Source organism: Pseudomonas frederiksbergensis (genome assembly GCF_017114915.1).
Classification (GTDB): domain Bacteria; phylum Pseudomonadota; class Gammaproteobacteria; order Pseudomonadales; family Pseudomonadaceae; genus Aquipseudomonas; species Aquipseudomonas frederiksbergensis_I.
The window spans coordinates 88299-110895 of record NZ_JAAUOE010000004.1; the positions used below are offsets into that span (position 1 = coordinate 88299).

The window sequence follows — 22597 nt, forward strand, 5'->3', positions numbered from 1 at the left end:
AGGAAGCGATTCATCAGGACGATGAAAGGGAACACAGGGAATAAGGAAAAAATGTGGGCGGGTCAAACCGCCCCTTTTTTTTGCCTGCAGAAAAGCAAAAAGGCCCGCAAGGGGCCTTTTTGGGAACGTGAGGGAAATCAGCGTTCGAGGTGTTCGATCTTGCCTGGCTTGCCATCCCATTCAGCGGAATCGGGCAATGGGTCTTTGCGTTCAGTGATGTTCGGCCATACCTCGGCCAATTCCATGTTCAGCTGAATGAAGTTTTCCATGCCGGCCGGCACTTCGTCTTCAGAGAAGATGGCCACGGCAGGGCATTCGGGTTCGCACAGTGCGCAGTCGATGCACTCATCCGGGTGAATCACCAGGAAGTTCGGGCCTTCGTAAAAGCAGTCCACCGGACAGACTTCTACGCAGTCGGTGTACTTGCACTTGATGCAGTTGTCGGTGACGACGAAGGTCATTTCTAATTCTCTCCTCAGGCGGCGGCAGCGGAGCCCCTTCAGGACGGGGTCGCCAGGTTCGGGAGCGATAGTCTGCAGGCCAGGCTATGAGCCTGCAGCATCCCAAACCGCGCGAGATTCTAACAGCTTGCAGGCAAGTGCGTTAGATCCGTGTCTTTAATGTATAGAGCATTTCGAGTGCACGACGCGGTGTCATGTCGTCCAGATCAAGTTTGGCCAGTTCATCCAGCACCGGATGCGGCAGGCTGGCGAACATGTCGCTCTGCTGTGGCGCCACGGGTTTGCTTTTGGCTGGCGTCGGCATTTCATGAGGCAGCGCTGTGGATTCCAGTCGGCTCAGATGCTCGCGAGCACGCACGATCACTTCGCTCGGCACACCGGCCAGCTGCGCAACCGCCAGGCCATAGCTCTGGCTGGCAGGCCCAGGCAGCACGTGGTGCAGGAACACGATGCGTTCGTTGTGCTCGGTGGCATTGAGGTGCACGTTGGCCACCAGAGGCTGGGCTTCCGGCAGTACCGTCAGCTCGAAATAGTGAGTGGCGAACAGTGTGTAGGCCCGCAGCTGCGCCAGACGCTCGGCTGCGGCCCAGGCCAGCGAGAGACCGTCGAAGGTGCTGGTGCCGCGACCGACTTCGTCCATCAGCACCAGGCTGCGTTCGGTGGCATTGTGCAGGATGTTCGCGGTTTCGCTCATTTCGACCATGAAAGTCGAACGCCCACCGGCCAGGTCGTCGCTGGAACCGATCCGGGTGAAGATCCGGTCGACCAGGGACAATTCGCAACTGGCCGCCGGCACGAAGCTGCCGATGTGCGCCATCAGTACGATCAACGCGGTCTGGCGCATGTAGGTGGATTTACCGCCCATGTTCGGACCGGTAATCACCAGCATGCGGGTGCTGTCATCGAGGCTCAGGTCGTTGGCCACGAACGGCGTGGTCAGCACTTGCTCGACCACCGGGTGACGACCCAGGCTGATGCGCATGCACGGCTCGCTGACGAAACGCGGGCAGTTCAGGTCCAGGTTCAGTGCACGTTCGGCAAGGTTGCTCAGCACGTCCAGCTCGGCCAGTGCGGCGGCGGTGTCCTGCAAGGGTGGCAATTGAGCGATGAGGTCTTCGAGCAGTGCTTCGTAGAGCATCTTCTCGCGCGCCAGGGCGCGGCTCTTGGCCGACAGCGCCTTGTCTTCGAACGCTTTCAGCTCCGGGGTGATGAAGCGCTCGGCACCCTTGAGGGTCTGGCGACGGATATAGTCCGCTGGTGCCGACTCGGCCTGCTTGCTCGGCAGTTCAATGAAGTAGCCGTGAATGCGGTTGTAGCCGACCTTGAGGTTGGCCAGGCCGGTACGGGCCTTTTCCCGGGCTTCGAGATCGATCAGGAACTGCCCGGCGTTTTCGCTGAGCGATTGCAGCTCGTCGAGTTCGCTGTCGTAGCCGGTTTTCAACACGCCGCCGTCACGGATCACCGCCGGCGGGTTGTCGATGATGGCTTTCTCCAGCAGCGCCGCCAGTTCCGGATAGGTGCTGGTGGTCGTCGCCAGTTGCATGATGTGCGGGGCTTCCAGCTCGGCCATCGCTACCTGCAACTCCGGCAGTGCGCCGAGGGCATCGCGCAGACGCGCCAGGTCACGAGGGCGGGCATTGCGCAGGCCGATCCGCGCCAGAATCCGCTCGATGTCACCGATTTCCTTGAGCTGCGGTTGCAGTTTTTCGAAGCGGTAACCGTCGAGCAGGCAGGTGATCGAAGTCTGGCGCGCCAGCAATACGGTCAAATCCCGCAGTGGACGGTTCAGCCAGCGGGTCAGCAAGCGGCTGCCCATGGCGGTCTGGCAGCGGTCGACCACCGATTGCAACGTGTTGTCACGACCGCCGGACAGGTTGGTGTCCAGTTCCAGGTTGCGCCGGCTCGCGCCGTCCAGCACCACGGTATCGTCCAGGCGTTCATGGCGCAGGCTGCGCAAGTGCGGCAGGGCGGTGCGCTGGGTTTCCTTGGCGTAACTGAGCAGGCAACCGGCGGCGCCGATCGCCAGGGTCAGGTTCTCGCAGCCGAAACCTTTCAGGTCCTGGGTGGAAAACTGCTGGCAAAGACTTTTCAACGCCGAGTCACGCTCGAAATCCCACGGCGCACGGCGACGAACCCCACGACGTTTCTCCGCTGGCAAGTCCTTCGGCCAGTCGTCCGGGATCATCAGCTCTACCGGATTGACCCGCTCCAGTTCCGCCAACAGGTTTTCCCAGCCTTTGATCTCCAGCACGGTGAAGTTGCCGCTGGTGATGTCCAGCACCGCCAGACCGAACAGACGCTCGTCACCCAGAACCGCTGCGATCAGGTTATCCCGACGTTCATCCAGCAGCGCTTCATCGCTGACCGTGCCGGGTGTGATGATCCGCACCACCTGACGATCCACCGGGCCTTTGCTGGTGGCCGGGTCGCCGACCTGCTCGCAGATCACCACCGACTCGCCGAGCTTCACCAGTTTCGCCAGGTAACCTTCCGCGGCGTGGTAAGGAATCCCACACATCGGAATCGCCTGCCCCGCCGATTGCCCACGGGCCGTCAGGGTGATGTCGAGCAACTTGGCGGCCTTCTTCGCGTCTTCATAGAAGATCTCGTAGAAGTCGCCCATGCGATAGAACATCAGCTGGTCAGGGTGCTGGTTCTTCAGGCGCCAGTATTGCTGCATCATCGGGGTGTGGGAGGACAGGTCGGAGACGGCTTTATTCATCGGATATAGGCAAATTCGTTGAAAGGTGTGGGGCAAAGGAGGGGTATCAGCCCGGCTTTTCCGCGATGGGCGCAAGGTTACCATGGGCGGTCCGCCCGACGCAGGCATGAAAGCCTCAAGGCAATTTTTAGTGGGGCTATGCATAAAATATGCGGTTTGGCATTTGTCTTCCGAAAAAAGATCAAGCACTATGCGCGTTATGCAAAAACGCAATGTTTCTACCGTATTAAGAGCGCTGCTCGATCAGCACGGGATCTCCCCCACGGAGCTTCACCGTCGTACCGGCGTGCCTCAATCCACTCTCTCGCGCATCCTCAGCGGGAAGATCGTCGATCCTTCGGATAAACACATTTCGAAGATTGCCGAGTACTTCGCCGTCAGCACCGATCAGTTGCGGGGGCGCGCGGATGTCGTGCCTGCCAACAGAGCCGGGCGCGATCAATTGCATTCGGAACTCAAGGACATAAGCCTGTGGGACGACGATACGCCTGTCGATGACGACGAGGTGTCGGTTCCCTTTCTTCGTGAGGTTGAATTGGCTGCTGGATCGGGAAGATTCGTCATCGAAGAGAGCGAACGCTCTAGCCTGCGCTTCGGCAAGCGAAGCTTGCGCCACAACGGCGTGCAGTTCGACCAGGCCAAATGCGTGACCGTGCGTGGCAACAGCATGTTGCCGGTGCTGCGTGATGGCGCCACGGTCGGAGTGAATGCCGGCAAATGCGGGATTGGCGATATCATCGACGGCGACCTGTACGCCATCAACCACAACGGCCAGTTGCGGGTGAAACAGCTTTATCGCCTCCCGACCGGGATTCGCCTGCGCAGCTTCAATCGCGATGAACACCCGGACGAGGACTACACTTTTCAGGAAATCCAGGAAGAGCAAATCGTCATCCTCGGTCACGTCTTCTGGTGGGGTATGTACGCCCGTTAACTTCAGCGCTCAGATAAAAAACCGCTATCCGGCGGTTTTTTCGCTTGTCGAAAATTGCCAAAACGCCTTTGTCTACCGGGGATAAATGCGTTTGTGCATTCCCATCGTGCAATTAAAATGCGCCAATGCATTGACTGTATATGCATTAATGCATACCCTCTCAAGAGTCATCGTTTAACCCGACACCCATCATTCATCAAATCTCATCCGGGAGGGCGCCACATGGCAAGCGAGCAACAAGCGTTGCTGGACATGCCGACCTGGCTGGTCATCGGTCTCGCCCTGGTGGGCGGGGTGTTCGGCGAAATGTGGCGCGCCGACAAGGAGGGCGCCCGGGGCTGGTCGCTGCTGCGGCGCCTGGCACTGCGTTCGGGGGCCTGCATGATCTGCGGGATCTCGGCAATCATGCTGCTGTACGCCGCCGGCATGTCGATCTGGACCGCAGGTGCCTTCGGCTGTCTGACGGCGATGGCCGGGGCGGACGTGGCGATCGGGCTTTATGAGCGCTGGGCAGCCAAGCGGATTGGTGTTTGCGAAGTGCCACGGCGCGATTCTCGTCGATCAACAGGGAACCGGCGCCGCTGATCTTCGCGTTGTTATAGGGAGTATGCCTGTCATCATCGAAAGGCCCTTGCAGTTGTCTAGGTCAGAGCCTTCGCTCGCTAACATTTTGATCGATCCTGAACCTTGCAAGCGTGATCGGCTCGTGTACGGTAGGCCTCATTCCGCTCGATCAGGAGAGAGCCGTGAAAGATATCACTCAGCTGGCCGCTGAGCTTGGCAGGCGCTTGCAGGTTCTCAATGCCCACGTCACCACAGCCGAATCCTGCACCGGTGGCGGGATTGCCGAGGCGATTACCCGTATTCCTGGGAGTTCGGCGTGGTTCGAAGCCGGTTATGTCACCTACTCCAACCGCCAGAAAACCCAGCAATTGAATGTCCCGGCCGAGTTGTTTTCAACCGTCGGGGCGGTCAGTCGCGAGGTGGTCGAGGCCATGGTCCGCGGCGCGCAGGAAAAAAGCCGGGCGCGTTTTGCCGTGGCGGTCAGTGGTGTGGCCGGGCCGGATGGCGGTTCGCCGGGCAAGCCCGTGGGCACGGTGTGGCTGGCCTGGGGTGTCGGCGAGCAGGTGTTCAGCGAAGTGCAGTACTTCTCAGGTAACCGCGACGAGGTCCGCCGACAAACGGTGAAGGCCGCGCTAGAGGGGCTGCTGCGCCATGCCGCTGGAGAAATCTCAAATCAGGGGTAGGCGATCCTGAAACGCTGTGGAATAATACTGGCTACTTATACAGGTGTTGGCCTGTCAGGCCTTATTGATTACGTGAGGACTTTAATGGACGACAACAAGAAGAAAGCCTTGGCTGCGGCCTTGGGTCAGATCGAACGTCAATTCGGCAAGGGTGCCGTAATGCGTATGGGCGATCAGGACCGTCAGGCGATCCCGGCCATCTCCACTGGCTCTCTGGGTCTGGACATCGCGCTCGGCATTGGCGGCCTGCCAAAAGGCCGTATCGTTGAAATCTACGGTCCTGAATCCTCCGGTAAAACCACCCTGACACTGTCGGTGATCGCCCAGGCTCAAAAAGCCGGCGCGACCTGCGCATTCGTCGACGCCGAACACGCCCTCGACCCTGAGTACGCCGGCAAACTGGGTGTCAACGTCGACGACCTGCTGGTTTCCCAGCCGGACACCGGCGAGCAGGCTCTGGAAATCACCGACATGCTGGTGCGCTCCAACGCTGTTGACGTGATCATCGTCGACTCCGTGGCCGCTCTGGTGCCGAAGGCTGAAATCGAAGGCGAAATGGGCGACATGCACGTGGGCCTGCAAGCCCGTCTGATGTCCCAGGCGCTGCGTAAAATTACCGGTAACATCAAGAACGCCAACTGCCTGGTGATCTTCATCAACCAGATCCGTATGAAAATCGGGGTGATGTTCGGTAGCCCGGAAACCACCACCGGTGGTAACGCGCTGAAGTTCTACGCATCGGTTCGTCTGGATATCCGCCGTACTGGCGCGGTGAAAGAAGGTGATGAAGTCGTCGGTAGCGAAACCCGCGTTAAAGTCGTGAAGAACAAGGTGGCATCGCCGTTCCGGCAGGCCGAGTTCCAGATTCTTTACGGCAAGGGCATCTACCTCAACGGTGAGATGATCGACCTGGGGGTGCTGCACGGTTTCGTCGAGAAGTCCGGTGCCTGGTATGCCTACAACGGCACCAAGATCGGTCAGGGCAAGGCCAACTCGGCCAAATTCCTGGCAGACAACCCGGAAGTCGCCGCGACCCTCGAGAAGCAGTTGCGCGACAAGTTGCTGTCCCCAGCAGCGGTAGCGGACTCCAAAGCTTCTGCGGTCAAAGAGACCGAAGACGATCTGGCTGACGCTGATATCTGATCGATCCGATGACCGCCGTACTCGATACACTCGTCGCGGTGCGGCGAACCGCAATGGACCTGCTCGCGCGACGCGAGCACGGTCGAGTCGAGCTGACGCGTAAACTGCGTCAGCGCGGCGCTCTTCCTGAAATGATCGACACAGCACTCGACCGCTTGACGGAAGAGGGCTTGTTGTCCGAATCCCGTTACCTCGAAAGCTTCGTTTCCTATCGTGCCCGTTCCGGTTATGGCCCTTTGCGAATTCGCGAAGAGTTGAGTCAACGCGGCCTGCAACGTACCGACATTGAACTCGCCTTGCGCGAGAGTGGTATCGATTGGCAGGAACAACTGGAAGACACCTGGCGGCGCAAGTTTTCCGGGCATTTACCGATAGACGCCCGGGAGCGTGCCAAACAGGGCAGGTTCCTGAGTTATCGGGGATACTCCATGGAAATGATCAGCCGCTTGTTCAGCGGCCGAGGGATGGACGATTGACTGAAACGGCTCGCTATTTCGATAGCGGGCCGTTTTTTTGCATCACGTTACCTTGGACGGTTCCCGTGTGCGTTGTTGCGTCTGGGGTTTGGATTGGGCCCAGTTTTCCGGCAGGTTGATGTAATCCACCAACTCCCGCAGACGGCCATGATCACGAGCGTTGAAGGTGAAGGACAGTCGCGCCAGATGGCTGAACTGCGCTTCGTCGTGCTCCTCGCCGCTGTAGGCGTGCTGATGGAAATGATCGCTCAGGCACAGGTCGGCGAATGCCTCCTGCATGTGTTCAAGCGCCCGGTCGCTGAGCTTGTGGTTCATGCGAAGCACGAACTGATGTTTGAGCCAGCGGCTGGAGTGGAAGTTGCTGTAGAACTGGTTGATCTGTTCCACCGCCTCTTCAGCGCTGTAGACCAGGCTCAACAGCTTCATGTCGGTCGGCAGGATGTAACGATTTTCCTCCAGTTGATGGTGAATGAAGTCCAGCGCTCCTTGCCAAAACGTGCCGCCCGGCGCATCCAGTAGCACCACGGGCACCAGCGGGCTTTTGCCGGTCTGGATCAGGGTCAGCACCTCCAATGCTTCATCCAGCGTACCGAAACCGCCTGGGCACAAGACCAGCGCATCGGCTTCCTTGACGAAGAACAGCTTGCGGGTAAAGAAAAAGTGAAAGGGCAGCAGGTTGGCGGTGCCATTGACCGTGGGATTGGCATGTTGCTCGAAGGGCAGGGTGATATTGAATCCCAGGCTGTGTTCCAGGCCGGCACCTTCATGGGCCGCCGCCATGATGCCGCCCCCGGCGCCGGTGATGACCATCATGTCCGAGCGCGCCAGGGCGGCGCCCAGTTCTCGGGCCAACCCATACAGCGGATGTTCGATCGGTGTGCGGGCCGAGCCGAAAACGGTGACTTTGCGTCGACTCTTGAACTGCTCCAGCACACGGAAGGCATGCTCGAGTTCGCGCAGGGCTTGCAGGGTGATCTTGGCATTCCAGCGGTTGTGATCTTCCTGGGCCATGCGCAGCACGGTCAGGATCATGTCGCGGTAAATCGGAATGTTGGGGCTGTTGGGTGAAACCAGGTTGAGTTGTTCTTCGACCTTGCTGGTGAGGTCGTGGCCGCTTTCTTGAAAATGACGGCTTAGGAGGTCATTTGGTTGGTAAGGCATTCAACTTCTCCTTCTGCACAGAACCCTCGGCCCGACAAAACAATCGTCGGCGCCGCGACACCCCTTGTGTCGCTGTCTGCCCAAGCCCATGCCTGGGCGCTCCACCTGACTCGGTTGCAATCGAGCCATCCATACGGGCTCTGCTTATCCCTTGAATGAAAGAAACGTTCGCACAATAAGACACCGTAATGGGCAGCCCCTTTTCTGCCCTGAAAAAAACAACGTGAACACTTTGAATTTAGACCCTCGCAACGATTTTCGCTGGCTTGATCATTGCGCCGCAAAGTCTTTCCTGGCAACCGCTTATTGACGATTTGCAAGGTGCTTTCACCGTTCGTCTGAACGCAAGCCGCCTGTTCTGCGCTCTGATTTACTAAGTTACAGGCGTGATACGGCAACTGTGCGTCAATGGCAGGACGCAGCGCTCAAGCAATTCAGGGATTTATCGCGATCAATGCGTGCAGGGAGGCGGGAAACCATGCCCAGAGTGACTCTGGAGATCGATGCGCAACTGTATCGATTACTGAAAGCATCGGCCGAGGCCCATCATTTGAGTCTCGAAGAGGAGTGTTGCCGACGTCTGGAGGGCGGGGAGCGACGTTCGCGTTACTTGCAGGCCCTGTTGGCAGAACTGCGCGCCGAGGATGAACAGCGGCGCGCCAATGCCAGATAATTATTTCTTCTTCGCTGGAGTCGCTTTCGGGCAGTCCGATTCCTGGAAGCTTGCGGAGCCGACCGGGCGGTTGGTCTTCACCTCGGTGAAGTCGTAACGCATGATCGCGCCCTTGGCCATCAGCTTGCGGAACCCTTCGTTTCTGCATACGGAGGCGCCAAGCTGAAAGTACACCGCTTTGGGATCGGCGCGCATTTTTTCGGCGTGGCTGCTTTGCACGCTCAAGTGATTGATCAGCACTTTTCCTTCAGCAGTGTAGCCCTGATCAAGAATGTCTTCGTTGATCGCCCGTGGAGTGCCAACGCTGCTTTGTACGGCGACGTTTCGCAGTTCTCTGTTCAGATTCTGCTCACTCAAGGAGGCAGCCTGAGCGCCGAAGGACGACGCCAGCAAAGCGGCAGCGGTGGGAACGATAAGGCGCAGCATGAAACTCTCCTGGTTCAGTGACGGGTGGTTCGACCTGTCACATGACTGTGCGTTCAGTGGCGGCGAATTATAGGGGAGGTGGCCCGGACGGTACAGGCTTGCGCCGAGCCCTCTGGTAAACTGCCCGCACTTTTGCCTTGCCGAGTGTTATTTGTGTCGATTTCCCTTAGCCGTCGGCGTTGCCTGCGATGAGTCAACCCCCTGTGCACTTTGCGACGAACGCCGTCGCCCGCTTGCGCGATGAGCGTGAAGAAGCGGGTATCAAGCCGCTTCAGGCCCGTGGTTGGCGGGCAACCCGTTGCCGGGCCTGCCGCGTGATCGAGAGTCACTGCCTGTGCGCCTGGCGCCCGCAGGTCGACACCCGTAGCGGCGTGTGCCTGATCATGACCAATAAAGAAGTGTTCAAACCTAGTAACACCGGTTGGCTAATCGCCGATGTGGTGCGTGATAACCATGCATTCATCTGGTCGCGCACCGAGATTGATGAACAACTGCTGGCCCTGTTGGCCGACCCGCAATGGCAACCGTACCTGGTATTTCCGGGCGAATATGTCGAGCCCGAGCGCGTTACCCACAGCGTCGCAGTCGATAGCACTAAGCGCCCGCTGTTCATTCTGCTGGATGCCACCTGGACCGAAGCTCGGAAGATTTTCCGTAAAAGCCCCTATTTCGATGGGTTGCCGATTCTGAGCCTGCTCCCCGAGAAGCTTTCACGGTACCGATTGCGCAGGTCCACGCGCAGCGAACACCTGTGCACGGCCGAAGTGGCGGCGCTATGCCTGGATCTTGCCGGCGATACAGACGCTGCCTCGGCACTGGATGCCTATTTTGATGTGTTCAGCCAGCATTACCTGGATGCCAAGCATCAGCTGGATATGAATGTTGAAACACCGGCCCACGCCGAGCTGATGCCCTTCGTACAGCACGCGGCGCCTGTTGTCCGCTGAACATCGCCCATACTGCACAGAACAAGGCCCGTTGGCCGCGCCATGCAACTTGACCACCCTGGCTTCGCTGGGCATGCTTGGCGCCGATTAGGGCGCGGCCAAGGTTTGATACGCCGTATTTCTTTACGTGAACAGCCACGTGATTGGCGTTGAACGTGCCCTATTGGTGCCGCTGCGTGGCGGTACCTCGAGTTGTTTTGGCGAGGCCTGAATGCATCGGGCGTCCCACAAAAAACAGGATCATTTGAAAAATGGCCACATACGAAATCCTGATTGCCGATGACCACCCTCTTTTTCGTAGCGCCTTGCACCAAGCGTTGACCCTGGGCCTGGGTCCGGATGTCCGCCTGGTAGAAGTGGCGAGCATTGCCGAACTGGAAAGCCGTCTGACCGAAAAGGCCGATTGGGATCTGGTATTGCTGGACCTGAACATGCCGGGGGCTTACGGTTTTTCCGGGCTGGTGCTGTTGCGTGGGCAGTACCCGCAGATACCGGTGGTGATGGTGTCGGCTCAGGAAGAGGCGTCGATCATGGTCAAGTCCCGTGAGTTCGGCGCCAGCGGTTTCATTCCCAAGTCCAGTGACCTGAGCGTCATTCAGAACGCCGTACGCACAGTGCTCGATGGCGACGTTTTCTGGCCGCCGCAGGCCTTCGAGGCGGTCAGCGTTTCCGATGAAGCCAAGGCTGCCAGCGAAGGCCTGGCCAGCCTGACACCCCAGCAGTTCCGGGTGTTGACCATGGTCTGCGAAGGGTTGCTGAACAAGCAGATTGCTTACGAGTTGAGCGTTTCCGAAGCGACAATCAAGGCTCACGTCACGGCGATTTTCCGTAAGCTGAATGTGCGGACCCGGACTCAGGCGGCGTTGCTCTTGCAACAACTTGAGTCAATTTCGAGTCAGTAAGGTGCTACGTATTCACGCTTTTTTGACTTTGCTTAATCTAGCTTTCCCACTCCTTTTTGGTCAGTTGCCTACTCTATGTCACCTTTCAAAGGCCAGACCGGCCTAAAACGCATCCTCAACGCCTCCGGCTACTCCCTGGACGGGTTGCGCGCCGCCTTCACCGGTGAGGCGGCTTTTCGGCAGTTGGTGTTGCTCAATGCCATCCTGATTCCGTTGTCATTCTTCCTGAACGTCAGCCGTGTCGAGCGGGCGCTGCTGATTGCAGTCTGCCTGTTGGCGCTGATCGTCGAGTTGCTCAATTCGGCGGTGGAAGCGGCCATCGACCGCATTTCCCTGGAGTTGCACCCGCTGTCCAAGAACGCCAAGGACATGGGCAGTGCCGCTCAACTCGTAGCCTTGAGCATGATCGCGCTGGTGTGGGCGGTGATCCTGCTTTAAGCGATGGTGGGCAGGACGATCTCGTCGCTGCGCTGAACCCCGGCGGTGAACGCGCGGCACAGTTCGAGGAATTCGCGCATCGCCGATGTCTGATATTTCTGTTTGTGCCAGATGAAATAGAACTGTCGCGCCAGGTCCAGATCCGGTGTTTCCACCGCCACCAGGCTGCCGCGGCGGAACGCATCGCGCAGCGCCAGACGGGAAATGCAACCAATCCCCAGACCCGATTCCACCGCGCGCTTGATCGCTTCGGTGTGTTCCAGCTCCAGGCGAATATTCAGCGCGCTGCGGTGGTGTCGCATGGCCTGGTCGAACGTCAGTCGCGTGCCCGAGCCTTGTTCACGGAGAATCCACGCTTCATGACTCAGTTCCTCCATGGTGGCTGTGCCGCGTATGGCCAGCGGATGCTGGGGCGCACAGAACACCACCAGCTCATCTTCGACCCAGCTCTGCACTTCGATGTCCGGATGGCTGCAATCGCCTTCGATTAGACCCAGATCAATTTCATAATGAGCCACCTGTTGCACGATGTTGGCGGTGTTCTGCACATGCAGCTTCACTTGGCTTTCCGGATGGCGCTGCATGAAGCCGCCGATCAGCAGGGTTGCCAGGTAATTGCCGATGGTCAGGGTCGCGCCGACCGCCAGGGAGCCGAAACCGGACTTGCCGTTGAGCAGGTCTTCGATCTCCTTGGCCTGGTCGAGCAGGGCCACCGCCTGCGGCAACAGCTGTTTGCCGAGGGCGTTGAGGCTCAACCGTTTGCCGGCGCGATCGAACAGCTGACAGCTGCACTGGCGCTCCAGCTCGGTGATCGAGGTGCTCGCCGCCGATTGCGAGAGGTTGAGCAGACCCGCGGCACGGGATACGCTTTCCTGCTGGGCGACGGCGACGAAGACTTGAAGTTGACGGAGAGTAAATCGCATATCGATATAACCGATAACCCTTATCTTAATAATCCATTTAACAGATATTGTCGCTGCCATTAGAATGCGATGCAATTGCGCACATCATCGGCGCAGGCTAAATCTCCAGGAGTCCCACGTACATGAGCAACATGAACCACGAGCGTGTCCTCAGTGTTCATCACTGGAACGACACTCTGTTCAGCTTCAAGTGCACCCGCGATCCGGGCCTGCGCTTCGAGAACGGTCAGTTCGTGATGATCGGCCTGCAACAGCCCAACGGCCGCCCGCTTATGCGCGCTTACTCGATTGCCAGCCCGAACTGGGAAGAGCATCTCGAGTTCTTCAGCATCAAAGTGCCTGATGGCCCGCTGACTTCCCAGTTGCAGCATCTGAAGGAAGGCGATGAGATCATCATCAGCAAGAAGCCTACTGGCACCCTGGTGCTGGACGACTTGAAGCCTGGCAAACATTTGTACCTGCTCAGCACCGGTACCGGTCTGGCGCCGTTCATGAGCGTCATCCAGGACCCGGAAACCTACGAGCGTTTCGAAAAAGTGATCCTGTGCCACGGCGTGCGTTACGTCAACGAAGTCGCTTACCGCGAGTTCATCACCGAGCACCTGCCGCAGAACGAGTTCTTCGGCGAGGCCCTGCGTGACAAGTTGATCTACTACCCGACCGTGACTCGCGAGCCGTTCGAAAACGAAGGCCGCCTGACCGACCTGATGCGCAGCGGCAAGCTGTTCAGCGACATCGGTCTGCCACCAATCAACCCGCAGGACGACCGCGCCATGCTGTGCGGCAGCCCGAGCATGCTCGACGAGACCAGCGAAGTGTTGAACAGCTTCGGCCTGACCGTTTCGCCGCGGATGCGCGAGCCGGGTGATTACCTGATTGAGCGTGCGTTCGTCGAGAAGTGACCGCAGGTCACTTGTAGGCGCACAAAGAAAAGCCCGCGTTGCCTGTGAAGGCTGCGCGGGCTTTTGCGTTTCCGGGGTTCAGGCGTTTGCCGGGATGACTTCGAGGACGCGGATCAGGTCGGGCGTGGGGTAATGCCAGCGCACGTCCAGATCCCAGAATTGCGCGCCGTACTCCCTTTCGGGCGTAGGAATCTGGTACGCCGGGCGTGGGTCTTGTGCCAGGCATTGCTCGATCAACTCGACCAAGGGCTCGTCAAGCCGCTGAGCGTGGCCCTGAGCCTGTTGCAGGGCTGAGTCCGTCCATTGCACGGGAATCAGCAGTGGCGGGGCGCTGGCAATGCTGTTGGACGCCGTGTCGATGATGTCGGCGTAGGGCACGTAGGGTTTGATGTCGAGCACCGGCGTGCCGTCCAGCAAGTCGATGCCGGAGATCCACAGTCGATTGGCTTCGACCTTGTCCAGTTTGACCACCGATTGACCGATGCCATTAGGGCGATGCGTCGCGCGGGTGGCGAACACGCCCATGGATTTGTTTCCGCCCAGGCGCGGAGGGCGGACTTTCAGGCGTGGCTTTTCTTCCAGCGCTTGATGAAACAGGAACAGCAGCCACACATGGCTGACCTGCTCCAGCCCCTGCACCGCATCGCCCTGATCGAACGGGGCCACCAGTTCCAGCACGCCCCGAGCGGCGGGGGCCAACTGCGGTTGGCGCGGAATGGCGAACTTCTCCTTGAAGCAGGAGCGTACGAAGCCGATGGGGGAAACGCTGTAGGTCATGGTCTGGGGTCGGGGCAGGGAGTAGGGCGGCATGATAACCCGAGCCGCACCGCCGATCTAAAGACTAAACCCACCATCCAGAGGAATGACATTCCCGGTCATATACGCCCCGGCCGTACTCGCCAGGCTGATCGCCAGCGCCGCCATTTCTTCCTCTCGCCCCCAACGCATCATCGGAATCAGCGCCGTGTCCTCGGCCAGTGCCTGCTCGTCGTTGCCAATGTGCTGGGTCATCTTGCTAGGGAAACGCCCCGGTGCAATCACGTTGACGTTGATGTGCTGGCTTACCAGTTCCCGCGCCAGAATTCGCGACAGTTGATGCAGGGCGGCTTTGCTCGGGCCGTAGGCATACGCCTGTTCGCCGAAGGAGGAAATCCCGGCCACCGAACCAATGTTGATGATCCGCGCCGGATTCGCCGCTGAACCGGCCTTGCGCAGTAGCGGCAGAAATTGCTGGATGCAATTGAACACCGAGGTCACGTTCAGCTGCATGACTTTTTCCCAACCCTTGACCGGGTAACTTTCCAGCGGCGCACCCCATGTGGTGCCGGCGTTGTTCACCAGAATATCCAGTTGACCGATCTGTTCGCTCAATTGCGCGGCCAGTTGCTGAACGCCTTCTTCATGAGCCAGGTTGGCGGCTACGGCGTGGCAAATCCCGAAGGCACTCAGCTCATCGGCAGTTTGCTGACAGGCTTCGGCATCCCGGGCGCACACGTACACGATGGCGCCGGCCTCGACATAAGCCTTGGCGATCATTTTGCCGATACCGCGGGTGCCGCCGGTCACCAGAGCGGTGCGGCCTTGCAGAGAGAAGTAGGGATGCATGGCGAGTCCTGAGGGCTGAGGGTCAATACACCCTAGCCGTCAGCCGCCGGAAGCGGAGCCACTATTTTTGCGAGGAATAAACATCTATACAGATTGGTTTGCGACCGCTCTTGTAGGAGCCGGCTTGCTGGCGATGGCGTTCTCAAGATCGCCATCGCCAGCAAGCCGGCTCCTACAGGGCGCGCTGCGCGGTTTACTGCGGGCGCACGCGCAGGGTCAGGCCCTTGAGGAAGTTGCGCAGCAATTGATCGCCGCACGGGCGGTAGTTGGTGTGGCCGAACTTGCGGAACAGCGCGCTCAGCTCAGGCTTGGACACCGGGAATTCGGCGGCCTTGAGGATGGCGTGCATGTCGTCTTCCTTCAGTTCGAAGGCGACGCGCAATTTCTTCAGGATGATGTTGTTGGTCACCGGCACTTCGATAGGCTGCGGCGGACGGCTTTCGTCCTTGCCACGCTTGAAGATCACCAGACCGTCGAGGAAATGCGCCATGACTTCGTCCGGGCAGCGTACGAAGCCTTCCTCGTCTTCTTCTTTCTTGTCGAGGTACGTCACCAGGTCGGGCAGGGTGACGTCCATGCCGCCGAGCTTGATGATCTCGATGACTTTCTTGTCGCTGATGTCGAGCATGTAGCGCACGCTGCGCAATACGTCGTTATGAATCATGTGTGCAGTCCTGATATTTCGCTGTGGGCGCCGCACAAGACTGCGGCGCCGAAATGTGTGGCGGCGGGAAAAGCCTTAGAACTTCTCTTTGCCGGACAGGTAGCGCCATTGCCCCACGGGCACTTTGCCGATGGACACGCCGCCGATGCGGATGCGACGGATGGCGACGACCTTAAGGCCGACGGCTTGGCAGAACAGGGCAATCACGCCTGGTTGTGGGTTCTTCATGGCAAAGCGCAGGCGGTTTTCGTTCTGCCAGCTGGCCTTGACCGGCGGCAGTTCCTTGCCCTTGTACGTCAGGCCGTGGTTCAGGCGGTTGAGGCCGTGAGCCACCATGTCGCCCTCAACCTCGACCACATATTCCTGCTCGATCTTGCTGGCATCGGCGGTGAGCTTGCGCAGGATCTTCCAGTCCTGGGTGAACACCAGCAGGCCGCTGGCGTTGGCCTGCAGGTCGGCGCTGGCGGTCAGGCGCAGGAAGTGTCCCTTGAGCGGGCGTTTGCCGTAGCGGTGTTCTTCGCTCAGGGTCTCGGCGCTGAGGGTGTGCATCGCCGCTTCCGCGTCCATGCCCGCAGGAACGTTCATCAGGATGGTCACCGGCTCCGGCGCAGTGGCCTTGGCCTCTGGATCGAGCTCGACTTTCTGGGTGTCAACCTTGAACTGCGGCTCGTCGATGACTTCACCGTCGACGGTGACCCAGCCGCCCTCGATGAACAGCTCAGCCTCCCGACGGGAGCAGCCGACGAGTTCGATGAGGCGTTTGGAGAGACGAATCGGGTCAGTCATGACAGGGCCGTAACAAAAAAGGGGGGAGGCATTGTACCTGCCTGGCGCCGGTTAATCGCGGGTCCATTTGCGAGTACCGCTTTTTTGTAGGAGCTGGCTTGCCAGCGAAGGCAGCCGGTTGATCGCTGCAAGGCTCGCGGGCCCCTTCGCTGGCAAGCCAGCTCCTACCTTTGTTCCGTGTTGTGTCAGCCCTGCTGTGAACGTTGCTGGCTTTGGCGTAAACGCATGTGCAGCAAAGGATAGGGTTGGCCCATACCGTCATGCTCGGAACGACCAATCACCTCGAAGCCTTGCTTGAAGTAAAACCCCAGGGCCTGCGGGTTCTGCTCGTTGACGTCCAACTCATCGGCGTTCAGGTGCTCCAGGGCGTAGCGCAGCAATTGTTTGCCCAAGCCTTTGCCGCGATGGTCCGGATCGATGAACAGCATTTCGATCTTGCCCGCCGCCACACCGGCGAACCCGGTAATGCGCTGGCGCGAGTCTTTGGTGCAGATCAGCATCACCGCGTCGAGGTAGCGGGTCAGCACCAGGTTCTTCAGCAGTTCGATGTAGCTGTCGGGCAGAAAGTCATGGGTGGCGCGCACCGAGGCTTCCCACACTCGGGTGAGTTCTTCGTAGTCGCTCTGTTTCGGTGTGTGAATGACCGAATGTTGGCGCATGGCCGCTTGCTCCTGCTGTTTTTTCTCCCACAAAACGATAGACGTAAAAAAGCCCCGCATCTCGTCAATAGAGCGGGGCTTTTCGTATTTTTTGCGTTTAGATCTGTTCAGCCCACAGGTCGTATTCGTCGGCGTCGGTCACTTTGCACCAGACCTTGTCGCCCGGCTTCAGGTTGCTGCCGTTGTCGATGAACACGTTGCCGTCGATTTCCGGGGCATCGAAGAAGCAGCGGCCGACCGCGCCTTGCTCGTCGACTTCGTCCACCAGCACTTCGATTTCACGGCCGATGCGCATTTGCAGGCGTGCCGAGCTGATGGCCTGCTGGTGCGCCATGAAGCGCTCCCAACGGTCTTGCTTGACGTCGTCCGGAACGATCTCCAGGGCCAGATCGTTGGCCGGTGCGCCTTCGACCGGCGAGTACTGGAAGCAGCCGACGCGGTCGAGCTGCGCTTCGGTCAGCCAGTTCAGCAGGTACTGGAAGTCTTCTTCGGTTTCGCCGGGGAAGCCGACGATGAAGGTCGAACGGATGATCAGGTCCGGGCAGATTTCGCGCCAGTTCTTGATCCGCGCCAGGGTCTTGTCTTCGAAGGCCGGGCGTTTCATGGCTTTGAGGACTTTCGGGCTGGCGTGCTGGAACGGGATGTCCAGGTACGGCAGGATTTTCCCGGCGGCCATCAGCGGGATCAGCTCGTCGACGTGCGGGTATGGGTAAACGTAGTGCAGGCGAACCCAGACGCCGAGGGTGCTCAGGGCTTCGCAGAGTTCGGTCATGCGGGTTTTCACCGGCGCGCCGTTCCAGAACCCGGTGCGGTATTTCACGTCGACGCCGTAGGCGCTGGTGTCCTGGGAGATCACCAACAGCTCTTTGACGCCGGACTTGACCAGACGCTGAGCCTCGTCGAGCACATCGCCGACCGGGCGGCTGACCAGTTTGCCGCGCATCGACGGGATGATGCAGAAGCTGCAGCTGTGGTTGCAGCCTTCGGAAATCTTCAGGTAGGCATAGTGGCGCGGGGTCAGTTTGATCCCTTGCGGCGGCACCAGGTCGATCAGCGGGTTGTGATCCTGTTTCGGCGGCACGACTTCATGCACGGCGTTGACCACTTGTTCGTACTGCTGCGGACCGGTCACGGCCAGCACGCTTGGGTGTACGTCGCGGATGTTGCCTTCTTCAACACCCATGCAGCCGGTCACGATGACCTTGCCGTTTTCCTTGATGGCTTCGCCAATCACTTCCAGGGACTCAGCCTTGGCCGAGTCAATGAAGCCGCAGGTGTTGACCACCACGACATCGGCGTCTTGATAGGTGGACACGACGTCATAGCCTTCCATGCGCAGCTGGGTAAGGATGCGCTCGGAGTCGACCAATGCTTTCGGGCAACCCAGGGATACGAAGCCAACCTTTGGATTGGCCGGCGCAGGAGTGGTGGACATGTCTAACCTCGGTATTTGTGACGCCTCCAGCCAATAACGGCAAGGCGACAGACGGGCGCTATGTTGCGCCCTCTGGTCAAAAAGTGCGCAATTCTAACGATGGGCGGCGCACTTGACCAGCTTTATGCAGGGAAATACGACGAGTGCTGCGCTATGCTTCGCGCCGTTAGGCCTTACCGATTTTTTACAGTCAATAAAACGTCTGTAACAACAAGTAAAACAGTGCATGCTGCACGGCAAAGCGTAGGTGCTTCTTCGAAGAAGCCCGGGTCTGAGTAGTAGGAGTGATGGATGGGGCAGGCAAGTAGTCAGGCGATAGCCGGCGGGCATTCGGCGGCGAAGCCGATCAGCATGCTGGTCGCGGCGGTCGGAGTGGTTTATGGCGACATCGGCACGAGCCCGTTGTACACCCTCAAAGAAGTGTTTTCCGGTGGCTATGGCGTGCCGGTCAACCATGACGGCGTGCTGGGCATTCTGGCGTTGATCTTCTGGTCGCTGATCTGGGTTGTGTCGATCAAATACATGCTGTTCGTACTGCGTGCCGACAACCAGGGTGAAGGCGGGATCATGGCCTTGACCGCGCTGGCGCGACGAGCGGCGGGGGGGCATGCAAAATTACGCACGCTGCTGGTGGTCTGCGGGCTGATCGGCGCGGCGCTGTTCTATGGCGACAGCATGATCACCCCGGCGATTTCCGTGCTGTCGGCGATTGAAGGGCTGGGGCTGGCCTTTGAAGGCATCGACCATTGGGTGGTGCCACTGTCGCTGGTGGTGCTGGTGGCGCTGTTTCTGATTCAAAGTCACGGCACGGCACGGATCGGCATTCTGTTCGGGCCGATCATGGTCACCTGGTTTCTGGTGCTCGGCGCGTTGGGCGTGTATGGCATCAGCCAGCACCCGGAAGTGTTGCAAGCGATCAACCCGGTGTGGGGCGTACGTTTCTTCATGGTCCACCCGGGCATGGGGATCGCGATTCTTGGCGCCGTGGTGCTGGCGTTGACCGGCGCCGAGGCGCTGTACGCCGACATGGGCCACTTCGGTCGCAAGCCGATCGCGCGGGCCTGGTTCATTCTGGTGCTGCCCGCACTGGTACTGAACTACTTCGGCCAGGGCGCATTGCTGCTCGGTGATCCGGAAGCTGCCCGCAACCCGTTCTATCTGCTGGCGCCAAGCTGGGCGCTGATCCCGTTGGTAGGGTTGTCGACGATGGCCACGGTGATTGCCTCGCAAGCGGTGATCTCAGGTGCGTTTTCCCTGACCCGTCAGGCGATCCAGCTCGGCTACATTCCGCGCATGCGCATTCAGCACACCTCCAGTGCCGAGCAAGGGCAGATTTATATCGGCGCGGTGAACTGGGCGCTGATGGTCGGTGTGATCCTGCTGGTACTGGGTTTCGAGTCCTCCGGCGCCCTGGCCTCGGCCTACGGCGTGGCCGTGACCGGGACCATGCTGATGACCACGATTTTGGTGTCGGCGGTGATGCTGCTGCTGTGGAAATGGCCACCGGTTCTCGCGGTCCCGGTGTTGCTGGGCTTTTTGTTGGTAGACGGTTTGTACTTCGCCGCCAACGTGCCAAAAATCGTCCAGGGCGGGGCGTTCCCGGTGATTGCCGGTATCGCGCTGTTCGTCCTGATGACCACCTGGAAACGCGGCAAGCAACTGCTGGTGGATCGCCTGGACGAGGGTGGGCTGCCGCTGCCGATCTTCATCAGCAGTATCCGCGTGCAGCCGCCGCATCGGGTGCAGGGCACCGCCGTATTCCTTACTGCCCGCCCGGATGCCGTGCCTCACGCGTTGTTGCACAACTTGCTGCATAACCAGGTGTTGCACGAGCAAGTAGTATTGTTGACAGTGGTTTACGAAGACATCCCGCGGGTACCGCCGCAACGGCGTTTCGAGGTCGATTCCTACGGTGAAGGGTTCTTCCGGGTGATCCTGCACTTCGGCTTCACCGACGAGCCTGACGTGCCGCAAGCGCTGAAGCTGTGTCATCTCGATGGCCTGGACTTCAGTCCGATGCGCACCACCTACTTCCTCAGCCGCGAGACGGTCATCGCCTCCAAGCTCGAAGGCATGGCCCGCTGGCGCGAGGCGTTGTTCGCCTTCATGCTGAAAAATGCCAACGGCAACCTTCGTTTCTTCAACCTGCCGCTGAACCGGGTGATTGAGCTGGGTACTCAGGTCGAGATGTAAGCCACATAAAAAAGCCCCCGTTGCCTTGCGGCAGCGGGGGCTTTTTATTGGGGGCGCTGCGGTAACGCTTATTCTTCGCCCATCTGCGATTGCAGATAGTTCTCAAGACCGACTTTATCGATCAGGCCCAGTTGGGTTTCCAGCCAGTCGATATGTTCTTCTTCGGATTCAAGAATGTCTTCGAGCAGTTCACGGCTACCGAAGTCGCCGACAGTTTCGCAATGAGCGATAGCGACTTTCAGGTCGGCATGGCCGTCGCGCTCGATCTTCAAGTCGCACTCAAGCATTTCCTTGGTATGTTCGCCGATGTGCAGCTTGCCCAGGTCCTGGACGTTCGGCAGGCCTTCAAGGAACAGGATGCGCTTGATCAGCTTGTCAGCGTGCTTCATCTCGTCGATGGATTCGTGGTACTCGTGCTTGCCGAGCTTGTTCAGGCCCCAATCTTCATACATGCGCGCATGCAGGAAGTACTGATTGATCGCGACCAGTTCATTGCCTAGGATTTTGTTGAGATGCTGGATGACTGTAACGTCGCCTTTCATGGTGGGAGTCCTGCCCTGTATTAGCTGTATATGAAGCAGAGTTTGAGCCGCGTAATTAAGAGTGTCAAACCTAAGTTATTGAAACTTAAATGAAAATTAATCGGAATAAGAATGTTTGTGTTCCGCGTCTAGCCCCTAAGCGATTGATTTTCAGACATAAAAAAACCGGACATCAAGTCCGGTTCTTTGAAATACGGTAGTTATGCCGCTGTAAATTCTACAGGGTAGGGAATCGTGGCCTGGGCCGTTTGCAGTTTGCCCAGGGTGTCGCGGACCACTTCCTTGGCCAGGCAAGCGCATTTGCCGCATTGGCTGGCTACGCCGGTAGCCTGACGGACTTCCTTATAGCTGCAGCAACCTTCATAGATTGCATCGCGGATTTGACCGTCGGTGACGCCAGTGCAGAGGCAGACATACATAAGTGAGAACCGTCGCTGGTTGTGACTCAATTGCGATGGATCTTAATGTTAACGAGAATGATTGTCAAAGTGGTTGCTGAAGACTTTTCGTCATAAGGGGGTGTGACTGACGAACGGTTTTGTTTGCCCCTTCCATGAGGAAAACATGGCAGCGGCCTTTTTACCTGCCAGGTAAAAAACCGCTAACAGGCGAAAAACGCGGTGTATGATGGTCGGCCTTTTGCGAAGGAGGGTCGTGTCACAGGGCTGTCGCCTGAGGGTGGCAGGCTGGCATGAACCCTGTTCTTCAACGTTATTACACCAGGAGATATCCAATGAGCGTACTCGTAGGCAAACAAGCCCCTGACTTCACCGTACCGGCCGTACTCGGCAATGGCGAAATCGTAGACAGCTTCACCCTGTCCTCGGCCATCAAAGGCAAATACGGCCTGGTGTTCTTCTACCCACTGGACTTCACCTTCGTTTGCCCGTCCGAGCTGATTGCTCTGGACAACCGCATGGCTGACTTCAAGGCACGCAATGTTGAAGTGGTCGCCGTTTCGATCGACTCGCACTTCACCCACAACGCATGGCGTAACACCCCGGTGAACAATGGCGGTATCGGCCAGGTTCGTTACACCATGGCTGCTGACATCAAGCAGGAAATCATGAAGGCTTACGACGTTCAGTCCGCTGACGGCGTGGCGTTCCGTGGTGCGTTCCTGATCGACGACAAAGGCGTTGTCCGCTCGCAGATCATCAACGACCTGCCGCTGGGCCGTAACATGGAAGAGCTGATCCGTCTGGTTGACGCTCTGCAATTCCACGAAGAGCACGGCGAAGTTTGCCCGGCCAACTGGAAAAAAGGCGACAAAGGCATGAACGCTTCGCCAGAAGGCGTTGCAGCGTACCTGACCGAGCACGCTGCTGCGCTGTAAGCCAGGCGTCCGGCCATAAAAA

25 protein-coding genes are annotated in these 22597 nt (G+C 58.9%); 12 read left to right on the forward strand and 13 right to left on the reverse strand.

Features of this window, described 5'->3' with window-relative positions:
* Positions 1-137: 137 nt before the first annotated feature.
* Together fdxA and mutS are read right to left on the reverse strand one after the other, a co-directional pair.
* Positions 138-461, reverse strand: a complete 324-nt coding sequence (gene fdxA, locus HCU66_RS04640; protein WP_007940535.1) for a ferredoxin FdxA — start codon at positions 459-461, stop codon at positions 138-140.
* Positions 462-603: 142 nt separating this feature from the next.
* Complete coding sequence (gene mutS, locus HCU66_RS04645) at positions 604-3183, reverse strand: DNA mismatch repair protein MutS (protein WP_205887371.1); 2580 nt, start codon at positions 3181-3183, stop codon at positions 604-606.
* 199 nt (positions 3184-3382) lie between these two features.
* Here mutS and HCU66_RS04650 point away from each other — a divergent pair, with 199 nt between their 5' ends.
* The 5 genes from HCU66_RS04650 to recX all read left to right on the forward strand — a co-directional run bounded on the left by HCU66_RS04650 (position 3383) and on the right by recX (position 6983).
* Positions 3383-4117 (forward strand): LexA family transcriptional regulator, encoded by a 735-nt coding sequence (locus tag HCU66_RS04650; RefSeq protein WP_205887503.1) that lies wholly within the window; start codon positions 3383-3385, stop codon positions 4115-4117.
* 222 nt (positions 4118-4339) lie between these two features.
* The gene (locus tag HCU66_RS04655; RefSeq protein WP_205887372.1) at positions 4340-4702 is read left to right on the forward strand and encodes a phage holin family protein; all 363 of its coding nucleotides are present in this window, start codon (positions 4340-4342) and stop codon (positions 4700-4702) included.
* Between the two features lie 161 nt (positions 4703-4863).
* Positions 4864-5364 carry a nicotinamide-nucleotide amidohydrolase family protein gene (locus HCU66_RS04660; protein WP_205887373.1) on the forward strand — a complete coding sequence of 167 codons (501 nt, stop codon included), beginning with the start codon at positions 4864-4866 and terminating at the stop codon, positions 5362-5364.
* Positions 5365-5448: 84 nt separating this feature from the next.
* Positions 5449-6507, forward strand: coding sequence for a recombinase RecA (gene recA / locus HCU66_RS04665; RefSeq protein WP_205887374.1), 1059 nt, complete (start codon positions 5449-5451; stop codon positions 6505-6507).
* Positions 6508-6515: 8 nt separating this feature from the next.
* Entirely contained in the window at positions 6516-6983 is a 468-nt protein-coding gene (gene recX, locus HCU66_RS04670) for a recombination regulator RecX (RefSeq protein ID WP_007940560.1), read from the forward strand.
* A gap of 42 nt (positions 6984-7025) precedes the next feature.
* Here the strand turns inward: recX and HCU66_RS04675 are convergent, their stop codons facing one another.
* On the reverse strand, positions 7026-8144 hold the full coding sequence (locus HCU66_RS04675) for an LOG family protein (RefSeq protein WP_205887375.1): 1119 nt from the start codon (positions 8142-8144) through the stop codon (positions 7026-7028).
* A 478-nt stretch (positions 8145-8622) separates the two neighbouring features.
* Between HCU66_RS04675 and HCU66_RS04680 the strand changes: the two genes are divergently transcribed.
* Complete coding sequence (locus HCU66_RS04680; protein WP_205887376.1) at positions 8623-8817, forward strand: hypothetical protein; 195 nt, start codon at positions 8623-8625, stop codon at positions 8815-8817.
* On the opposite strand, the gene HCU66_RS04685 is transcribed toward HCU66_RS04680, so the two are convergent.
* Positions 8818-9243 carry a PA3611 family quorum-sensing-regulated virulence factor gene (locus tag HCU66_RS04685; RefSeq protein WP_205887377.1) on the reverse strand — a complete coding sequence of 142 codons (426 nt, stop codon included), beginning with the start codon at positions 9241-9243 and terminating at the stop codon, positions 8818-8820.
* Between the two features lie 188 nt (positions 9244-9431).
* On the opposite strand from HCU66_RS04685, the gene HCU66_RS04690 reads away from it, so the two are divergent.
* From HCU66_RS04690 to HCU66_RS04700, 3 genes are all read left to right on the forward strand, one after another.
* Positions 9432-10190 (forward strand): tRNA-uridine aminocarboxypropyltransferase, encoded by a 759-nt coding sequence (locus HCU66_RS04690; RefSeq protein ID WP_205887378.1) that lies wholly within the window; start codon positions 9432-9434, stop codon positions 10188-10190.
* A gap of 251 nt (positions 10191-10441) precedes the next feature.
* Positions 10442-11092 (forward strand): response regulator transcription factor ErdR, encoded by a 651-nt coding sequence (erdR, locus tag HCU66_RS04695; protein ID WP_205887379.1) that lies wholly within the window; start codon positions 10442-10444, stop codon positions 11090-11092.
* A 75-nt stretch (positions 11093-11167) separates the two neighbouring features.
* On the forward strand, positions 11168-11530 hold the full coding sequence (locus tag HCU66_RS04700) for a diacylglycerol kinase (RefSeq protein WP_205887380.1): 363 nt from the start codon (positions 11168-11170) through the stop codon (positions 11528-11530).
* Here HCU66_RS04700 and HCU66_RS04705 read toward each other — a convergent pair.
* Positions 11527-12453 carry a LysR family transcriptional regulator gene (locus HCU66_RS04705; RefSeq protein WP_205887381.1) on the reverse strand — a complete coding sequence of 309 codons (927 nt, stop codon included), beginning with the start codon at positions 12451-12453 and terminating at the stop codon, positions 11527-11529. The genes HCU66_RS04700 and HCU66_RS04705 overlap by 4 nt on opposite strands.
* A 122-nt stretch (positions 12454-12575) precedes the next feature.
* Between HCU66_RS04705 and fpr the strand changes: the two genes are divergently transcribed.
* Positions 12576-13355 carry a ferredoxin-NADP reductase gene (fpr, locus tag HCU66_RS04710; protein ID WP_002554680.1) on the forward strand — a complete coding sequence of 260 codons (780 nt, stop codon included), beginning with the start codon at positions 12576-12578 and terminating at the stop codon, positions 13353-13355.
* 78 nt (positions 13356-13433) lie between these two features.
* Here fpr and tsaA read toward each other — a convergent pair whose 3' ends face one another.
* The 6 genes from tsaA to rimO form a co-directional block, all read right to left on the reverse strand.
* Positions 13434-14132 (reverse strand): tRNA (N6-threonylcarbamoyladenosine(37)-N6)-methyltransferase TrmO, encoded by a 699-nt coding sequence (tsaA, locus tag HCU66_RS04715; protein ID WP_205887504.1) that lies wholly within the window; start codon positions 14130-14132, stop codon positions 13434-13436.
* Between the two features lie 57 nt (positions 14133-14189).
* Positions 14190-14960: an SDR family oxidoreductase gene (locus HCU66_RS04720; RefSeq protein WP_205887382.1), complete on the reverse strand. Its 771-nt coding sequence runs from the start codon at positions 14958-14960 to the stop codon at positions 14190-14192.
* 193 nt (positions 14961-15153) lie between these two features.
* Positions 15154-15624, reverse strand: coding sequence for a YehS family protein (locus HCU66_RS04725; RefSeq protein ID WP_205887383.1), 471 nt, complete (start codon positions 15622-15624; stop codon positions 15154-15156).
* A gap of 75 nt (positions 15625-15699) precedes the next feature.
* On the reverse strand, positions 15700-16410 hold the full coding sequence (locus tag HCU66_RS04730) for an rRNA pseudouridine synthase (RefSeq protein ID WP_205887384.1): 711 nt from the start codon (positions 16408-16410) through the stop codon (positions 15700-15702).
* Between the two features lie 185 nt (positions 16411-16595).
* Entirely contained in the window at positions 16596-17069 is a 474-nt protein-coding gene (locus HCU66_RS04735; protein ID WP_205887385.1) for a GNAT family N-acetyltransferase, read from the reverse strand.
* A gap of 97 nt (positions 17070-17166) precedes the next feature.
* Positions 17167-18504, reverse strand: coding sequence for a 30S ribosomal protein S12 methylthiotransferase RimO (gene rimO / locus HCU66_RS04740; RefSeq protein ID WP_205887386.1), 1338 nt, complete (start codon positions 18502-18504; stop codon positions 17167-17169).
* Between the two features lie 291 nt (positions 18505-18795).
* Between rimO and HCU66_RS04745 the strand changes: the two genes are divergently transcribed.
* Positions 18796-20697: a potassium transporter Kup gene (locus HCU66_RS04745; protein WP_205887387.1), complete on the forward strand. Its 1902-nt coding sequence runs from the start codon at positions 18796-18798 to the stop codon at positions 20695-20697.
* Between the two features lie 68 nt (positions 20698-20765).
* Here the strand turns inward: HCU66_RS04745 and bfr are convergent, their stop codons facing one another.
* Together bfr and HCU66_RS04755 are read right to left on the reverse strand one after the other, a co-directional pair.
* Complete coding sequence (bfr, locus tag HCU66_RS04750) at positions 20766-21239, reverse strand: bacterioferritin (protein ID WP_019581554.1); 474 nt, start codon at positions 21237-21239, stop codon at positions 20766-20768.
* Between the two features lie 200 nt (positions 21240-21439).
* On the reverse strand, positions 21440-21658 hold the full coding sequence (locus HCU66_RS04755) for a bacterioferritin-associated ferredoxin (RefSeq protein WP_205887388.1): 219 nt from the start codon (positions 21656-21658) through the stop codon (positions 21440-21442).
* A gap of 314 nt (positions 21659-21972) precedes the next feature.
* Here HCU66_RS04755 and HCU66_RS04760 point away from each other — a divergent pair, with 314 nt between their 5' ends.
* Complete coding sequence (locus HCU66_RS04760) at positions 21973-22575, forward strand: peroxiredoxin (protein WP_007938920.1); 603 nt, start codon at positions 21973-21975, stop codon at positions 22573-22575.
* Positions 22576-22597: the final 22 nt, after the last annotated feature.

Bases quoted from the DNA above. Each gene is read 5' to 3' on its own strand.
- tsaA (WP_205887504.1), bottom strand. From the start codon at position 14,132: ATGACCTACAGCGTTTCCCCCATCGGCTTCGTACGCTCCTGCTTCAAG.
- HCU66_RS04650 (WP_205887503.1), top strand. From the start codon at position 3,383: ATGCAAAAACGCAATGTTTCTACCGTATTAAGAGCGCTGCTCGATCAG.
- HCU66_RS04735 (WP_205887385.1), bottom strand. From the start codon at position 17,069: ATGCGCCAACATTCGGTCATTCACACACCGAAACAGAGCGACTACGAA.
- HCU66_RS04730 (WP_205887384.1), bottom strand. From the start codon at position 16,410: ATGACTGACCCGATTCGTCTCTCCAAACGCCTCATCGAACTCGTCGGC.
- HCU66_RS04700 (WP_205887380.1), top strand. From the start codon at position 11,168: ATGTCACCTTTCAAAGGCCAGACCGGCCTAAAACGCATCCTCAACGCC.
- HCU66_RS04675 (WP_205887375.1), bottom strand. From the start codon at position 8,144: ATGCCTTACCAACCAAATGACCTCCTAAGCCGTCATTTTCAAGAAAGC.
- HCU66_RS04685 (WP_205887377.1), bottom strand. From the start codon at position 9,243: ATGCTGCGCCTTATCGTTCCCACCGCTGCCGCTTTGCTGGCGTCGTCC.
- HCU66_RS04680 (WP_205887376.1), top strand. From the start codon at position 8,623: ATGCCCAGAGTGACTCTGGAGATCGATGCGCAACTGTATCGATTACTG.
- HCU66_RS04720 (WP_205887382.1), bottom strand. From the start codon at position 14,960: ATGCATCCCTACTTCTCTCTGCAAGGCCGCACCGCTCTGGTGACCGGC.
- bfr (WP_019581554.1), bottom strand. From the start codon at position 21,239: ATGAAAGGCGACGTTACAGTCATCCAGCATCTCAACAAAATCCTAGGC.
- recX (WP_007940560.1), top strand. From the start codon at position 6,516: ATGACCGCCGTACTCGATACACTCGTCGCGGTGCGGCGAACCGCAATG.
- recA (WP_205887374.1), top strand. From the start codon at position 5,449: ATGGACGACAACAAGAAGAAAGCCTTGGCTGCGGCCTTGGGTCAGATC.
- fpr (WP_002554680.1), top strand. From the start codon at position 12,576: ATGAGCAACATGAACCACGAGCGTGTCCTCAGTGTTCATCACTGGAAC.
- HCU66_RS04705 (WP_205887381.1), bottom strand. From the start codon at position 12,453: ATGCGATTTACTCTCCGTCAACTTCAAGTCTTCGTCGCCGTCGCCCAG.
- HCU66_RS04690 (WP_205887378.1), top strand. From the start codon at position 9,432: ATGAGTCAACCCCCTGTGCACTTTGCGACGAACGCCGTCGCCCGCTTG.
- mutS (WP_205887371.1), bottom strand. From the start codon at position 3,183: ATGAATAAAGCCGTCTCCGACCTGTCCTCCCACACCCCGATGATGCAG.
- fdxA (WP_007940535.1), bottom strand. From the start codon at position 461: ATGACCTTCGTCGTCACCGACAACTGCATCAAGTGCAAGTACACCGAC.
- HCU66_RS04755 (WP_205887388.1), bottom strand. From the start codon at position 21,658: ATGTATGTCTGCCTCTGCACTGGCGTCACCGACGGTCAAATCCGCGAT.
- HCU66_RS04725 (WP_205887383.1), bottom strand. From the start codon at position 15,624: ATGATTCATAACGACGTATTGCGCAGCGTGCGCTACATGCTCGACATC.
- erdR (WP_205887379.1), top strand. From the start codon at position 10,442: ATGGCCACATACGAAATCCTGATTGCCGATGACCACCCTCTTTTTCGT.
- HCU66_RS04745 (WP_205887387.1), top strand. From the start codon at position 18,796: ATGGGGCAGGCAAGTAGTCAGGCGATAGCCGGCGGGCATTCGGCGGCG.
- HCU66_RS04655 (WP_205887372.1), top strand. From the start codon at position 4,340: ATGGCAAGCGAGCAACAAGCGTTGCTGGACATGCCGACCTGGCTGGTC.
- rimO (WP_205887386.1), bottom strand. From the start codon at position 18,504: ATGTCCACCACTCCTGCGCCGGCCAATCCAAAGGTTGGCTTCGTATCC.
- HCU66_RS04760 (WP_007938920.1), top strand. From the start codon at position 21,973: ATGAGCGTACTCGTAGGCAAACAAGCCCCTGACTTCACCGTACCGGCC.